Source organism: Stenotrophomonas nitritireducens (assembly GCF_050984405.1).
GTDB lineage: Bacteria > Pseudomonadota > Gammaproteobacteria > Xanthomonadales > Xanthomonadaceae > Stenotrophomonas > Stenotrophomonas nitritireducens_B.
Map to the genome: position 1 here is coordinate 600,689 of NZ_CP158790.1, position 13,962 is coordinate 614,650.

The following is a 13,962-nucleotide window of genomic DNA, read 5'->3' on the forward strand; positions in this document are numbered from 1 at the left end:
GTTAAAGGCCGCCATGTCCCCTCCCCGGACGCCCCTGGTGCAGTTGTCCGACGTCCGCATCGACCGCGGCGGTCGCACGATCCTGCGCGACGTTTCGCTGGACGTGCCGCGCGGCAGCATCACCGCCGTGCTAGGTCCGTCGGGCACCGGCAAGTCCACGCTGCTGGCGGCGCTGACCGGCGAGCTGCGCCCGGTGGCCGGCCACGTGCGCCTGTTCGGGCAGGACATCCCGCACGGCAGCCGCGCGCTGCTGGAGATGCGCCGCAACGTCGGCGTGCTGCTGCAGGGCAACGGCCTGCTGACCGACCTCACCGTCGCCGAGAACGTCGCCCTGCCGCTGCGCACCCACACCCGCCTGCCCGAGCCGGTGCTGCAGCGCCTGGTGCGGATGAAGCTGCACGCGGTGGGCCTGCTGGCCGCGGCCGACGCCTGGCCGCGCGAGCTGTCCGGCGGCATGGCGCGGCGCGTGGCGCTGGCCCGCGCGCTGGCGCTGGACCCGCCGCTGATGATCTACGACGAGCCGCTGACCGGGCTGGACCCGATCGCCTCGGGCGTGATCATGAGCCTGATCAAGCGCCTGAACGACAGCCTCGGCCTGACCAGCATCATCGTCAGCCACCACGTGCACGAGACGCTGCCGATCTGCGATCAGGCACTGGTCATCGCCAACGAAGGCATCGTGTTCTCCGGCACGCCGGAACAGCTGCAGGCCAGCGCCGACCCGCTGGTGCGGCAGTTCCTGCACGGCCAGCCCGACGGCCCGATCCCGTTCGATGCCGCCCCGCGCGCGAGGATCGCCTGATGCCGTTCGTTTCCTCGATCCGCTCGCTGGGCCGCGCCGGCCTGTTCTCGCTGACGGTGCTGCGCGGGTCGCTGCCGACCCGCGACTTCCTGGCCGAACTGACCCGCGAGATCTACAAGATCGGCGCGCGTTCGCTGCCGATCATCGCCGTGGGCGGCGCCTTCGTCGGCCTGGTGCTGACCCTGCAGGGCTACCGCACGCTGACCACCTTCGGCGCCGCCGACGCGCTGTCCACCCTGCTCGGCCTGTCGCTGTACCGCGAACTGGCGCCGGTGCTGACCGCGCTGCTGTTCATCGGCCGCGCCGGCAGCTCGATCGCCGCCGAACTGGGCCTGATGCGCGCCACCGACCAGATCAAGGCGCTGGAACTGATGGCCATCGACCCGGTGGCCAAGGCGGTGGCGCCGCGCTTCTGGGCGGCGGTGCTGACCGTGCCGCTGCTGACCGGCGTCTTCTGTTCGCTGGCCATCACCGGCGGCTGGTTCGAGGCGGTGCAGGTGCTGGGCCAGGACAACGGCACGTTCTGGTCGGGGCTGCGCGGCAGCGTCGATTTCTGGGACGACTTCGCCGTGGCCCTGCTCAAGTCGGCGATCTTCGGCGGCACCGCGGCGCTGGTCGCGGCTTACGTCGGTTTCCACGCCGAACCCACCATCGAAGGCACCTCGGTGGCGACCACCCGCGCGGTGGTGAACGCCTCGCTGCTGGTGCTGATGTTCAACTTCGTGCTTTCCGCACTGATGTTCCATTGACGCGCATCCCCCGCAGAAGCCGGCGCATTCCCGCGCCGGGATCTGACGAACAACCCGCTTCGCCCGAACCGGCGGAGCACCTGCTGGATCAGGAGTGAGACAAAACATGGCCATCCGTGGACCTCGACTCGAATTTTCCGTCGGCGCCTTCCTGCTGCTGGCGCTGGCCTCGCTGCTGGTGCTGGCGGTGGCGTCCACCAACCAGCGCTTCGGCATGGGCGGCGGCGACTACGTGCTCAAGGCGCGTTTCAGCCAGATCGGCCAGCTGCGCAAGCAGGCGCCAGTGAAGGTTGGCGGGGTGACCATCGGCCAAGTGGCCGATATTCAGCTGGACCCCGCTAAATACGACTCCATCGTCACCCTGTCGCTGGACGGCAAGTTCAAGGACCTGCCCGCCGACACCTCGGCCGGCATCTTCACCAGCGGCCTGCTCGGCGAAAGCTACATCGGCCTGCAGCCGGGCGGCGATCCGGACGTGCTCAAGTCCGGCGACGAGATCGTGTTCACCCAGCCGGCGGTGGACCTGATCCAGCTGGTCGGCAAATACATGTTCAGCGGTGGCGGCAACAACGCCTCCGAGTCCGCCCCGGACGCCCACGCGGCGCCCTCCAAGGAAGAACCGTAATCATGAAAACCCCACTGCTCACCACCGTGCTCGCCTCGGCCCTGCTGGCCGCGGCCCCGTCGTTGGCCATGGCGCAGGCGCGCCCGGCCGCCACCGCCGCGCAGCCCTCGGCCGCCGCGCGTACCGTGCTCGACGCCAGCTCGCGCATCCTGTCCACGCTGGAAACCCGCCGCAGCGAATTCCGCGCCAACCCGACGGCGCTGCGCGGCTTCATCGACGGCGAACTGAGCCGCGGTTTCGACCGCGACTACGCCGCCCGCCTGGTGCTGGGCGTGCACGGCCGCGGCGCGCCCGACGCCGACGTGAAGCTGTTCGCCGACGCGATGGCCGACAACCTGATGTCGCGCTACGGCTCGGCCCTGCTCGACATCCAGGGCAAGCCGCGCTTCCGCTACAAGGGCGAGAGCGCGCTGCCGGGCAACCGCGGCGTGAAGGTCTCCACCGAACTGGTGCGCGCCGGCAGCGAACCGACCCCGGTCGAATACCTGATGCGCGAGGTTGGCGGCCAGTGGAAGATCTTCGACGTGATGATCGAAGGCATCTCCTACGTGCAGACCTTCAAGAACCAGTTCGACGCGCCGCTGCGGCAGAAGTCGATCCGGGACGTGGCGGCCGAACTGCGCAACGGCAGCATGCAGGCCAACGCCGGCCCGGCTCCCCGTGGCAAGTGACGCCACCGCGCGCGTCGAGGGCGACGCGCTGCACCTGGCCGGCACGCTGGACCGCGCCGCGGCGGTGACGCTGTGGCCGCAGCTGGCGCGCCAGGCCGCCACGCTGCGCCGGCTCGACCTGCACGCCGTCGAACGCGTGGACAGCGCCGGCGTGGCGCTGCTGGCCGAGCTGGCCGCGCGCATGCGCGGCAACGGCGGCGGCGCCATCGTCGGCACGCCCGCGGGCCTGGACGAACTGCGCGCGGCCTACCGGCTGGCGCCGGACCTGGACTTCAACGCCTCCTCGGCGGACCGCTGACATGACCTTCCTCCGTACCCTCCCCCTCCTGGCCGCCGTGCTGCTGCTCGGCGCCTGCGCCGGCAAGCCGGTGCGCGCACCCGCGCCGCCGCCCAGCACCAGCGTCTCGCCGGAACCCGCGGCCTGCGCCGATCCCGCCCGCTGCCCGGCCACGCAGGAGGCCGCGACGGCCACGACGGCCACGACGGCACAGGCATCGACGCAGGCCGACAGCCATGTCGACGACGCCGGTGTCGCGGCGACTCCGCCGGCCAGCGCCGAGGGCGCCGCGCCCACCGATGCCGAGGACGACTTCGCCGCGCTGTACGGCGGCCCGACCGGCGACACGGGCACCGCCAACGGCGCCGCACCGGCCTACGACCCGTGGGAGAAGTACAACCGCCAGATGCACCGCTTCAACCTGGCGGTGGACCGCGGCATCGCACGCCCGCTGGCCACCGCCTACGTGCACGTGGTGCCGCGCGTGGCGCGCACCGGCGTGAGCAACTTCTTCAGCAACCTGCGCTCGCCGCTGACCATGGTCAACCAGCTGCTGCAGGGCCACGCCGACGACGCCTGGGACACGCTTGGCCGCTTCCTGATGAACTCCACCCTCGGCATCGGCGGCCTGTTCGATCCGGCCAGCAAGGCGATGGTGCCGCGCCGCAGCGAGGACTTCGGGCAGACCCTGGGCACCTGGGGCTGGCGCGATTCGCGCTACGTGGAGCTGCCGTTCTTCGGCCCGCGCACCGTGCGCGACGTGTTCGGCCTGGCCGGCGACACCCCGCTGTCGCCGCTGCGGCGCATCGAGATGGACAAGCTGCGCCTCGGCCTGCAGGGCCTGCAGCTGGTCGATACGCGCGTGCAGTTGCTGTCGCTGGACGACATCCGCGACAGCGCGGTGGACGAGTACGCGCTGACCCGCGACGCCTGGCTGCAGCGGCGCAACTACCAGATCGAGAAGGACCTGCGCCGCGACCGCCACCGTCACGAGGACGACGAGCAGACCACCATCCCGGTCGACGCGATGCCGATGCCCGACTGGGGGCGCTGAGCGCGGTCGTCCTGAACGAAGAAGCCCGGGGAAACCCGGGCTTCTTCGTTTCGCGCCGCGGCCGGCATCGTGCCCCCGGAGGACTTCAACCGCCGTCCGCACGCCCTGGTTTCTGCATCACCAGCAGCAAGGTCGCGAGCGGCCCCAGCAGCAGCGACAGCAGCCCCCAGTTCATGCCGCTGCGCCCCTTGCCCTGGGCGAGGCCGGCATTGATGAGCGCCAGCGTGAACCAACCCACCGCGAATCCACCGGAATTGCCTGCGGCCATCTCGTGACCGCCTCCCTGCCTGGGCGTGTTGCCCGGTTTGAATACTTCATTACCCCGCCTTGGAAGCCGGGGGTTCTGCTTTCAGCTTTCCGTCGCTCAGGCCGCCAGCGCCGCGTCGATCGCCGCGCGCAGGCCTGCGTCATCGGCCGTGGTGTCCGGCGAGAACCGGCCGATCACCTGCCCGTCCTTGCCCACCAGGAACTTCTCGAAGTTCCACAGGATGCCCGGCGCCGGGTTGGGTTCGATGCCGAAGCCGACCAGCTTCTCGCGCATCGGGCCTTCGCCGGTCGCAGCCGGCTGCGCGGCGATCAGCTGCTGGTACAGCGGGTGCACATCGGCACCAGCGACGCTGATCTTGGCGAACATCGGGAAGGTCACGTCATAGGTGAGCGAGCAGAACTGCCGGATCTCGTCCTCGCTGCCCGGCTCCTGGCCGTTGAAGTTGTTGGCCGGGAAGCCCAGCACCTCCAGGCCAGCGTCCTTCTTTTCGCGGTAGAGCTTCTCCAGCCCTTCGTACTGCGGGGTGAGGCCGCACTTGGAAGCGACGTTGACCACCAGCAGCACCTTGCCGGCGTGGGCGCCGAGCGAGGCGGGGGCGCCGTCGAGGGTGGTCAGGGGGATGTCGTAAACGGATGCGGTCATGGCTGCGCCGTGTTGGAGAGGATGCCAAGCATAGACCGTGGACCTCCCCGCCATGGCCGGAGCGCTGCAAAACGCAAAAGACCGCAACTGAAACCTTTCCTAGAAGTCTTGTTATCGACTGGTTAATTTCGGCCCAGGCCACTACGGAGACATGGCCTGTCCGATGCGAATGGCGGGGACAACGCCAGCGCGGACCCAATCAAGCCACGCCATCACCTGGGGAAATCCTGCAATGACCACGCATCCGTCCGGCACCCGCCGGAAGACCCTCCGCCGTTCGGCCTTGAGCATCGCGCTGGGCGCGGGCCTGTGCCTGAGCGCCAACCTGTACGCGCAGTCCAACATCACCGGCAGCATCTACGGCTCGGCCCAGCCCGGCGAAACCGTCGTCATCCAGAACCTGGATACCGGCCTTACCCGTACGGTGCCGGTCGGCACGGACGGCAAATACCGCGCGCTGGCGCTGCCCAACGGCCGCTACAAGGTGGAGCTGCAGAAGGACGGCGCCGTGGTGGGCGTGCGCGAGAACGTGCTGGTGCAGATCGCCAGCGGCGCGCAGATCGATTTCACCGGCGTGCCGGCGCCCAATGGCGAAGCGACGCTGCTGGACGCGGTGCAGGTCACCGCCGCACCGGTCGCGGTGGACCTGTCGCAGACCGACGTGCGCACCGTGTTCACCGCCGAGGACATCGAGGCGCTGCCGTTCGGCGGCAACCTGCAGGACATCGCCAGCGTGGCGATGCTGGCGCCGGGCGTGGTCGCCTCCACCGGCTCGTCCAACATCAGTTTCGGCGGCTCCTCGGGCGCGGAAAACGCCTACTTCATCAACGGCTTCCCGGTCACCAACCCGCTCAACAACCTGGGCTACAAGAGCCTACCGTTCCGGGCGATCGCCCAGGAGCAGGTGCTGACCGGCGGCTACGGCGCCGAGTTCGGCCGCTCCACCGGCGGCGTGATCAACATCGTCACCAAGCGCGGCGGCAACGAATGGCACGGCGGCGTCTATGCCCGCTACACCCCGGAAAGCCTGAAGGGCACGCCGAAGAACGATTACTACCCCGATACCGGCTACTGGAACGAGAACAACCACCCGTTCGCCACCAAGGGCGAGGCCGACTACTCCGACGGCAAGCTGTACCGCTACAACCGCGACAACGGCACCGAATCGCTCAATACCGGGCTGTGGGTCAGCGGCCCGCTGGTCAAGGACAGGCTGTTCGTGTTCGCCAACGCCGAGCGCCAGAAGACCGATGGCCACAGCAACAGCACCAACTACTTCGGCGTGACCGGCTCGCCCACGGGCTGGAACGACTACAGCTACACCTATCCGCGCTGGACCGCGAAGGTCGACTGGTACATCACCGACGACCATCTGCTGGAACTGACCGGCGTGCAGGACCGCCGCAAGTACGAAACCTACAAATCCAGCTGGGACAACGCCACCCTCAGCCACGGCAACGAACACGAGGCCAAGGGCAACTTCACCGACGACGATGCGCGGCTGTACGTGGCCAAGTACACCGGCTATCTGACCGACAACCTGACCTTGTCCGCGTTGTACGGCACCCAGAAGATCAAGCACGGCTCCACCGCAGCCGGCCTCGGCGCGGCCAACTGCGCCTACTTCACCAAGGCCACCGCGGCCAACCAGGTGCCGGGCCTGACCTACGTGGACAGCTGTCAGAGCGTGCAGTCGGTCGACATCGCCGGCGCCTACGACGAAACCAAGGGCTGGCGTCTGGACGTGGCCTGGGTACTGGGCGACCACGAACTGCACTTCGGCGTGGACAACCTCGAGGCCGAATCGTTGACCGGCACCCGCTACACCGGCGCGCCGACCGGCGATGCCGGCGACAAGGCCAATGGCTACTGGGTGTTCACCAAGGCCAACAAGCCGAATGAAGCGATCAACGGCAGCGTCGGCGCGCCCGGCGCCGCCGGTGGCTACGGCCCGCAGGGCTATTACGCCTACTACGTGGTCCGGCACAGCAATGAAACGCCTTCCACCGAGCAGCTGTCGCAGTTCATCGAGGACCGCTGGCACGTCACCGACAACCTGCTGCTGAGCCTGGGCCTGCGCAACGAGCAGTTCACCAATTACACCAGCGCCGGCGAAGCCTACATGAAACAGACCTGGCAGCCGGCGCCGCGCCTGGGCTTCACCTGGAACGTGCGCGGCGACGACAGCATCAAGCTGTACGGCAACCTCGGCCGCTACCACCTGGCGCTGCCGGCGCGGCTGGCAATGGCCAGCGTGCTGTCGGCCACCATCCGCGGCAACCAGTACTACACCTATACCGGCATCGACCCAGTCACCGGCGTACCCACCGGCCTGAACCCGATCGCGGTGTCGAACGCCGCCGATGCGGCGATCTGCCCGGGCACCAACCTGTATTCGTCCAACTTCGACTGCGGCGTGGCGAAGGACCCGCGCGCGCGCGTGGCCGCGGACCTGAAGCCGATGTACCAGGACGAGTTCATCCTCGGCCTGGACCAGGTGCTGAACGAAAAATGGATCTGGGGCGTCAAGGGCACCTACCGCGACCTGAAGAACGTGGTCGACGACACCTGCCCGGACATCTTCAACGGCAACTGCTACATCGTGAACGCCGGCAAGGGCAACACCTTCTGGGTCAAGCAGAACGACGGTTCCTACGAGAAGGTCAGCTACACCGCCGACCAGCTGGGCATGCCCAAGGCCAAGCGCAACTACTACGCGCTGGACTTCTACCTGGAGCACCCGTTCAGCGACAAGTGGAGCGCCAAGTTCCTGTACACCTTCTCCAAGAGCTACGGCAACACCGAAGGCCCGGTCAACAGCGACCGCGCCTCCAGCGCCGACTCGGGCTTCAACGATTCCACCAGCACCACGCAGGACTACGACAAGACCCTGCTGATGGAGCGCGCCAACGGTTATCTCAACAACGACCGCCGCCACCAGCTCAAGGCCTATGGCACCTACCAGTTCAACGACGAATGGAGCCTGGGCGGCAGCATGAGCGCGGTCAGCGGACGGCCGGTCAACTGCTATGCGCACTACCCGACCAAGCTGCCCAGCTACGACAGCGCGTATTACTTCTACTGCGGCGTGTCAGGCACGGATGCGTTCAAGACCACCTGGCGCGGTTCCGAAGGGCGTTCGCCATGGCTGGTCACCTTCAATCTGGGCGTGCGCTACAGCCCGCAGTGGGCGAAGGGCCTGAAGCTGTCGATGGACGTGATGAACGTGCTCGATACCCGTACCGCGGTGATCTACAACACCCAGTCCACGTCCTCGCGCACCGCGATCAACAAGCTGTGGATGCAGCCGGACTACAACGATCCGCGCTCGGTGACGTTCTCGGCCAGCTACGAGTTCTGATGACCGCTTGATCGGACGCGACGCCCGGCTCCGCATGGAGCCGGGCGTCGCGTTTCCTGCGATACGCCGGCGTGCGCCGCCGTCAGTCCGTATCGACGGACTCCCCTTCGTTCGCGTCTTCGTCCTCGACTGCGCCGAGCAGCGCCTGCGACGCATCGGCCGACAGCGATTCAACGCCGCGCAGCTTGCGTTCGATGGTGCGGGTCTTGCGGCTGGCGTCGCCCAGGCTCTTGCCGACGGTGTTGATCTGCTTCTCGGCCTTCTCGAGGATGCCGGCGAACTTGCCGAACTCGCCCTTGACCGCGCCGAGCAGGCTCCACACTTCCGAGGAGCGCTGCTCGATGGCCAGGGTGCGGAACCCCATCTGCAGGCTGTTGAGCAGGGCGGTGACGGTGGTCGGGCCGGCGACGACCACGCGGTGTTCGCGCTGCAGGACATCCACCAGCCCCGGGCGGCGGATCGCCTCGGCGTACAGCCCTTCGGTGGGCAGGAACATCACCGCGAAGTCGGTGGTATGCGGTGGCACGATGTACTTTTCGCAGATCGACCGGGCCTGCACCCGCAGCGCGCGTTCGAGCTGGTTGCCGCTGGCGCGCACCGCCTCCTGGTCGCCGGCTTCCTGCGCGTCGAGCAGGCGCTCGTAGTCCTCGCGCGGGAACTTGGAATCGATCGGCAGCCATACCGGCGCGTCGTCGCCGCCGCGGCCCGGCAGGCGCACGGCGAAGTCCACCATCTCGTTGCCGTCCAGGCGCAGCTTCACGCCGCGCGCGTACTGCTCGGCGGTGAGCGTCTGTTCGAGGATGTTGTCCAGCTGCACCTCGCCCCAGCCGCCGCGGTTCTTGACGTTGCTCAGCACGCGCTTGAGGTCGCCGACGCCGGTGGCCAGCTGCTGCATCTCGCCCAGCCCGCGCTGCACCTGCTCCAACCGTTCGGAAACCAGCTTGAAGGACGAATCCAGGCGCGTGTTGAGCGTGCTCTGAAGCTTTTCGTCCACGGTCTGGCGCATCAGTTCGAGCTTGGCGGCGTTGTCGCCCTGCAGGTCCTTGAGCCGCGCCTCCAGCGTCTGCCGCATCTCGGCGATGCGCTGCTCGTTGCGCTGGGTGAGTTCGGCCAGGCGCTGGCCCAGCATCTCGCCGAAGCGCTGCTGCGCCTCGCCTCCCTCCTGCCGGCCCTTGCGGGTTTCCTCCAGCAGGGCCAGCTGCAGGTCCGCCAGCTGCCTGGCGAACAGTTCCATGCGCGCGTGCTGCTGCTGGCCGAAGGCGTCGAGCTGCCCGCGCACCTCCTGCAGGCGCGCGTCCAGCAGCTGCGCCATCTGCTGGCGGGCGCCGGCGTTTTCCTCGCGGCCCTTGCGCGCGTCGTCGGTGAGGCTGTCGCGCAGCAGGTCCAGGCGCTGGTCGGTGCGGGTGGACAGGTCGGTGAGGTTGCGGCTGAAGCCGTCCATGCGGGCGTCCTGCTGGCGCGACATGCCTTCCAGCTGCTCGCGCAACTCGCCGCGGCCGTTGCGCTGCTCCTCGCGCAACGCATTCTCCAGCGCGGCGTTGTCGGCACGGCGGAACAACAGCACCAGCTGCAGCACGAGGACGGCCAGCAGCAGGCCGGCCAGGATCAGGGTTTCGGTTTGCATGGGGCGAAGTGTAGCCCCGCGCGTCTCAACGGCTGCGCCGCTTCTGCGATCATGTGCGTCCCCCACGCTCCCCGCCACGCCATGAAGCCGTTGCTGCTGTCCTGCCTGTTGCTGCTGTCGCCGTTCGCCGCGGCCGGTTCGCAGACCATCACCTCGCCGGACGCCATTCCCGAAAGCGATGTGCGACCCAAGGTGTTCCTGGCCGGCAGCATCGAGATGGGCAGGGCCGGTGACTGGCAGCAGCAGGTGCAGCAGGCGCTGGCCGGCGAGGACGTGCTGCTGCTCAACCCGCGCCGCGCCGACTGGAACCCGGCCTGGCGCGCCGAGGCCGACGAGCCGGAGTTCCGCCGCCAGGTGGAATGGGAGCTGGCGGCGCTGGAACAGGCCGACATCGTGCTGATGTATTTCGCGCCCGGCACGCAGAGCCCGATCACCCTGCTGGAATTCGGCCTGTACGCGCGCTCGGGCAAGCTGCTGGTGGCCGCGCCGGCCGGTTTCTGGCGCAAGGGCAACCTGGACATCACCGGCGACCGCTACGGCGTGCCGCGCCATGACGGCCTGGCGGCGCTGATCGCCGCGGTGAAGCAGCGCCTGGCCGCGCAGCGCGCGCGCTGAGCCAGCCAGGACGACCGCCATGCCGTGGATGGGCATCAACGACCTGGGCACCTTCGTGGTGGCCGTCATCCTGTTTCTGATGCTACCCGGCCCGGGCACCTTCACCCTGCTCACCGCCACCGCGCGCGGCGGCGTACGCGCCGGTTACGCGACGCTGGCCGGGCTGATGCTGGGCGACCAGATCCTGATCGCCATCGCCGCCACCGGCGTGGCCGCGCTGCTGAAGGCGCACCCGCTGCTGTTCGCCGGGCTGCGCTACGTCGGCGCGGCCTACCTGGTCTGGGTCGGCGTACAGCTCCTGCGCGAACCGGCCGCCGGCGCCGAGGCCACGCCGCTGCAGCAGGGCCGGCGCTGGTTCCGCCAGGCGCTGCTGGTGGGCGTGCTCAATCCCAAGGCGATCCTGTTCTACATGGCCTTCTTCCCACTGTTCATCGACCCGGCCACTCAGCGCGGCGCGCTGACCCTGGCGCTGATGGCGGGCCTGATCGCGGTGCTGAGCGTGGGCTGGTGCTCGGTGCTGATCTTCGGCGGCCAGTTCATCGCCCGGCGCCTGGCCGGCTACCCGCGCGTGGGCGTGTGGCTGCGGCGCGCGGTGGGCGTATGCTTGGTGGCGTTCGGGATACGGCTGGGGCTGGAAAGCTGAAACGCCCCCGGCGCTGCGGAGATCGGCATGCCCATCCATTGCAAACGCGCCTATGAACCGGCCACGGCCGGCGACGGCCAGCGTTTCCTGGTCGACCGCCTGTGGCCGCGCGGGGTCAGCCACGCGCAGCTGCAGGCACAGTGGCTCAAGGAGGTGGCGCCCAGCAATGAACTGCGGCAGTGGTTCGACCACCGCGCCGAGCGCTGGGAGGAATTCCGCCAGCGCTACTGGCGGGAGCTGGCCGCGCAGCCACGGTTGCTGGCGCCGCTGCGCGACGCGCTGGACGCCGGCCCGGTGACCCTGGTGTACGGCGCCCGCGACACCGCACACAACCAGGCCGTGGCCCTGCGCGACTACCTGCTGGCGCATCCGCGCCGCGCGTAGGTACGGGGCTTGCCCCGTACGGCGTTGGATCCGGCGTTTCATCGGGAAGGCCCCGTGCGGGGCGAGCCCCGCACCTGCGCCCTGGATGCGCCGCGCCGGGAGGCCGCTGCCGGCAAGCCGGGCGGCCGTCATGGCCCGCGGACTTTCCGCATGGCGCGTTGTTCCGCTCCGTCCACGGCCGCCTCCCCCGGTGCATCGGCGGGCGGCACCACCCACACCTTCCTGGCGGATTTTGTGCCGGATCCGTCATCCCGGCTACCGCCCATCGCCAAGCCCCATGAAAGCAGCGGGAAATTCTGGCTTTGCTGCGCTGCGTTCGGCGAAACTCGGCCCCTTTCCCGAATACCACGAACCGCGAGGTCCGCATGCAGTCCTGGCTCCGGCGCAAATCCATCGACCAGCTCACCCAGCACGAGGAAGGCCGCCGGCTGATTCCTTCGCTGAGCTGGCCCCATCTGGTCGCGCTGGGCATCGGCGCCATCGTCGGCACCGGCATCTACACCCTGATCGGCGTGGGCGCGGACAAGGCCGGCCCGGCGGTGCTGATCTCCTTCATCGTCGCCGGCATCGTCTGCGCCTGCGCGGCGCTGGCCTACGCCGAGCTGTCGACGATGATGCCGGCCGCCGGCAGCGCCTACACCTACAGCTACAGCGCGCTGGGCGAGACCATCGCCTGGGTGGTGGGCTGGAGCCTGATCCTGGAGTACTCGCTGGTGGTCAGCACGGTGGCGGTGGGCTGGTCCGGCTACTTCGTCGGCTTCCTGGAATGGCTGCACACCTCGTTCGGCTGGAACGTGGTGCTGCCGCAGTCGCTGGCCGCCGGCCCGCACGTGGAAGGCGGCTTTCTCAACGTGCCGGCCATCGTCATCACCTTCCTGGTCGCCGGCATGCTGATCGCCGGCACCCGCGAGAGCGCCACGGTCAACGCGGTGCTGGTGGTGTTCAAACTGATCGCGCTGGCGGTGTTCGTGGCGGTCGCGCTGCCGGCGTTCGACCCGGCCAACCTGCAGCCGTTCATGCCCTACGGCTTCCCCAAGTCGGTCAGCGCCGATGGCGTGGAACGCGGGGTAATGGCGGCCGCGGCGATCATCTTCTTCGCCTTCTACGGCTTCGACGCGATCTCCACCGCCGCCGAGGAAACCAAGAACCCCAAGCGCGACCTGTCGATCGGCATCGTCGGTTCGATGGTCGGCTGCACCATCATCTACCTGCTGGTGGCGCTGGCCGCGGTCGGCGCGATGAGCTACACCGTGTTCGGCAAGAGCGCCGAGCCGCTGGCGCTGATCATGCGCGAACTCGGCCACGGCACTGCCGCGCTGGTGATCGGCATCGTCGCCATCATCGCCCTGCCGACCGTGCTGCTGGCGTTCTTCTACGGACAGAGCCGCATCTTCTTCGTGATGTCGCGCGACGGCCTGCTGCCGCGCGGGCTGTCGCTGGTGAACAAGCGCACCGGCACGCCGGTGACCATCACCCTGTTCACCGCGGTGCTGGTCGCCGCGCTGGCCGGCGTGGCGCGCCTGGACGAGATCGCCGCGCTGGCCAACGCCGGCACGCTGGCCGCGTTCACCGCCGTCGGCCTGTGCCTGCTGGTGCTGCGCCGGCGCGAGCCCGGCCGCGCGCGCACCTTCCGCACGCCGCTGGCCTGGGTGGTCGGCCCGATCGCGATCCTGGGCTGCATCTACCTGTTCTTCAGCCTGCCCACCCGCACCCAGGTGTGGTTCGCGCTGTGGAACGTGTTCGGCCTGGTGGTCTACGTGCTGTACAGCCGCCGCAACGCGGTGCTGGGCAAGCGCGCGGACTGAACGCGCGCGACATGGCCACGCCGGTGAAACGGGTTCTCTTCGTCTGCGTGGAGAATTCCAACCGCAGCCAGATGGCCGAAGCCTTCGCGCGCATGCTCGGCGGCGCGGCGGTGGAAGCCTACAGCGCCGGTTCGCGCCCTTCCGGCGTCATCAATCCCAGGGCCATCGCCGCGATGGCCGAACTGGGGTACGACCTCACCGCCCATGCATCCAGATCGCTGGATGAGCTGCCAGACGTCGAATTCGACGTCGTGGCGACCATGGGCTGCGGCGACGCCTGCCCTCTCATCCTTGCCCGCCAGCGCGCGGACTGGGCCCTGCCCGACCCGCGCGACATGGCGCCGGAGCAGTACCGCGGCGTGCGCGACGACATCCGCACGCGCGTGGCGGCGATGCTCAAGGCACTGGGCGTTCCCCCGCCGACCTGAACCCGGCGGCTGCG

General features: G+C 69.0%; 15 protein-coding genes. 12 read left to right on the forward strand and 3 right to left on the reverse strand.

Annotation, left to right across the window (positions count from 1 at the left end):
* Window positions 1-13 precede the first annotated feature (13 nt).
* The 6 genes from ABTV91_RS02500 to ABTV91_RS02525 all read left to right on the forward strand — a co-directional run bounded on the left by ABTV91_RS02500 (window position 14) and on the right by ABTV91_RS02525 (window position 4,178).
* Window positions 14-802 (forward strand): ABC transporter ATP-binding protein, encoded by a 789-nt coding sequence (locus ABTV91_RS02500; RefSeq protein ID WP_433853071.1) that lies wholly within the window; start codon window positions 14-16, stop codon window positions 800-802.
* Entirely contained in the window at window positions 802-1,551 is a 750-nt protein-coding gene (locus ABTV91_RS02505; RefSeq protein WP_433853072.1) for an MlaE family lipid ABC transporter permease subunit, read from the forward strand. Before ABTV91_RS02500 ends, ABTV91_RS02505 begins: the two co-directional genes overlap by 1 nt.
* 106 nt (window positions 1,552-1,657) lie before the next feature.
* Window positions 1,658-2,176 (forward strand): outer membrane lipid asymmetry maintenance protein MlaD, encoded by a 519-nt coding sequence (gene mlaD / locus ABTV91_RS02510; RefSeq protein WP_433853073.1) that lies wholly within the window; start codon window positions 1,658-1,660, stop codon window positions 2,174-2,176.
* 2 nt (window positions 2,177-2,178) lie between these two features.
* On the forward strand, window positions 2,179-2,847 hold the full coding sequence (locus ABTV91_RS02515; RefSeq protein ID WP_433853074.1) for an MlaC/ttg2D family ABC transporter substrate-binding protein: 669 nt from the start codon (window positions 2,179-2,181) through the stop codon (window positions 2,845-2,847).
* Window positions 2,837-3,145, forward strand: a complete 309-nt coding sequence (locus tag ABTV91_RS02520) for an STAS domain-containing protein (RefSeq protein ID WP_433853075.1) — start codon at window positions 2,837-2,839, stop codon at window positions 3,143-3,145. Before ABTV91_RS02515 ends, ABTV91_RS02520 begins: the two co-directional genes overlap by 11 nt.
* Before the next feature lies 1 nt (window position 3,146).
* The gene (locus ABTV91_RS02525) at window positions 3,147-4,178 is read left to right on the forward strand and encodes an MlaA family lipoprotein (RefSeq protein ID WP_433853076.1); all 1,032 of its coding nucleotides are present in this window, start codon (window positions 3,147-3,149) and stop codon (window positions 4,176-4,178) included.
* 85 nt (window positions 4,179-4,263) lie between these two features.
* Here ABTV91_RS02525 and ABTV91_RS02530 read toward each other — a convergent pair whose 3' ends face one another.
* Window positions 4,264-4,446 carry a hypothetical protein gene (locus ABTV91_RS02530; RefSeq protein WP_433853077.1) on the reverse strand — a complete coding sequence of 61 codons (183 nt, stop codon included), beginning with the start codon at window positions 4,444-4,446 and terminating at the stop codon, window positions 4,264-4,266.
* A gap of 96 nt (window positions 4,447-4,542) precedes the next feature.
* A complete protein-coding gene (locus ABTV91_RS02535) occupies window positions 4,543-5,088 on the reverse strand; it encodes a glutathione peroxidase (protein ID WP_433853078.1) in 546 nt (181 codons plus the stop codon).
* Window positions 5,089-5,320: 232 nt separating this feature from the next.
* On the opposite strand from ABTV91_RS02535, the gene ABTV91_RS02540 reads away from it, so the two are divergent.
* The gene (locus ABTV91_RS02540; RefSeq protein ID WP_433853079.1) at window positions 5,321-8,449 is read left to right on the forward strand and encodes a TonB-dependent receptor domain-containing protein; all 3,129 of its coding nucleotides are present in this window, start codon (window positions 5,321-5,323) and stop codon (window positions 8,447-8,449) included.
* 82 nt (window positions 8,450-8,531) lie between these two features.
* On the opposite strand, the gene rmuC is transcribed toward ABTV91_RS02540, so the two are convergent.
* Window positions 8,532-10,073, reverse strand: coding sequence for a DNA recombination protein RmuC (gene rmuC / locus ABTV91_RS02545; RefSeq protein WP_433853080.1), 1,542 nt, complete (start codon window positions 10,071-10,073; stop codon window positions 8,532-8,534).
* A gap of 81 nt (window positions 10,074-10,154) precedes the next feature.
* Between rmuC and ABTV91_RS02550 the strand changes: the two genes are divergently transcribed.
* From ABTV91_RS02550 to ABTV91_RS02570, 5 genes are all read left to right on the forward strand, one after another.
* A complete protein-coding gene (locus ABTV91_RS02550; RefSeq protein ID WP_433853081.1) occupies window positions 10,155-10,688 on the forward strand; it encodes a nucleoside 2-deoxyribosyltransferase domain-containing protein in 534 nt (177 codons plus the stop codon).
* A gap of 19 nt (window positions 10,689-10,707) precedes the next feature.
* The gene (leuE, locus tag ABTV91_RS02555; RefSeq protein WP_433853082.1) at window positions 10,708-11,331 is read left to right on the forward strand and encodes a leucine efflux protein LeuE; all 624 of its coding nucleotides are present in this window, start codon (window positions 10,708-10,710) and stop codon (window positions 11,329-11,331) included.
* 27 nt (window positions 11,332-11,358) lie between these two features.
* Window positions 11,359-11,715 (forward strand): DUF488 domain-containing protein, encoded by a 357-nt coding sequence (locus ABTV91_RS02560; RefSeq protein WP_433853083.1) that lies wholly within the window; start codon window positions 11,359-11,361, stop codon window positions 11,713-11,715.
* 365 nt (window positions 11,716-12,080) lie between these two features.
* The gene (locus ABTV91_RS02565; RefSeq protein ID WP_433853084.1) at window positions 12,081-13,520 is read left to right on the forward strand and encodes an amino acid permease; all 1,440 of its coding nucleotides are present in this window, start codon (window positions 12,081-12,083) and stop codon (window positions 13,518-13,520) included.
* 23 nt (window positions 13,521-13,543) lie between these two features.
* The gene (locus tag ABTV91_RS02570) at window positions 13,544-13,948 is read left to right on the forward strand and encodes an arsenate reductase ArsC (protein ID WP_433853085.1); all 405 of its coding nucleotides are present in this window, start codon (window positions 13,544-13,546) and stop codon (window positions 13,946-13,948) included.
* The last annotated feature ends 14 nt before the right edge of the window (window positions 13,949-13,962 follow it).

What these genes read in the sequence shown, in the direction of transcription:
- ABTV91_RS02535 (WP_433853078.1), bottom strand. Translation starts at nt 5,088, where the DNA reads ATGACCGCATCCGTTTACGACATCCCCCTGACCACCCTCGACGGCGCC.
- ABTV91_RS02530 (WP_433853077.1), bottom strand. Translation starts at nt 4,446, where the DNA reads ATGGCCGCAGGCAATTCCGGTGGATTCGCGGTGGGTTGGTTCACGCTG.
- ABTV91_RS02550 (WP_433853081.1), top strand. Translation starts at nt 10,155, where the DNA reads ATGAAGCCGTTGCTGCTGTCCTGCCTGTTGCTGCTGTCGCCGTTCGCC.
- ABTV91_RS02560 (WP_433853083.1), top strand. Translation starts at nt 11,359, where the DNA reads ATGCCCATCCATTGCAAACGCGCCTATGAACCGGCCACGGCCGGCGAC.
- ABTV91_RS02540 (WP_433853079.1), top strand. Translation starts at nt 5,321, where the DNA reads ATGACCACGCATCCGTCCGGCACCCGCCGGAAGACCCTCCGCCGTTCG.
- ABTV91_RS02515 (WP_433853074.1), top strand. Translation starts at nt 2,179, where the DNA reads ATGAAAACCCCACTGCTCACCACCGTGCTCGCCTCGGCCCTGCTGGCC.
- leuE (WP_433853082.1), top strand. Translation starts at nt 10,708, where the DNA reads ATGCCGTGGATGGGCATCAACGACCTGGGCACCTTCGTGGTGGCCGTC.
- ABTV91_RS02500 (WP_433853071.1), top strand. Translation starts at nt 14, where the DNA reads ATGTCCCCTCCCCGGACGCCCCTGGTGCAGTTGTCCGACGTCCGCATC.
- ABTV91_RS02505 (WP_433853072.1), top strand. Translation starts at nt 802, where the DNA reads ATGCCGTTCGTTTCCTCGATCCGCTCGCTGGGCCGCGCCGGCCTGTTC.
- rmuC (WP_433853080.1), bottom strand. Translation starts at nt 10,073, where the DNA reads ATGCAAACCGAAACCCTGATCCTGGCCGGCCTGCTGCTGGCCGTCCTC.
- ABTV91_RS02565 (WP_433853084.1), top strand. Translation starts at nt 12,081, where the DNA reads ATGCAGTCCTGGCTCCGGCGCAAATCCATCGACCAGCTCACCCAGCAC.
- mlaD (WP_433853073.1), top strand. Translation starts at nt 1,658, where the DNA reads ATGGCCATCCGTGGACCTCGACTCGAATTTTCCGTCGGCGCCTTCCTG.
- ABTV91_RS02525 (WP_433853076.1), top strand. Translation starts at nt 3,147, where the DNA reads ATGACCTTCCTCCGTACCCTCCCCCTCCTGGCCGCCGTGCTGCTGCTC.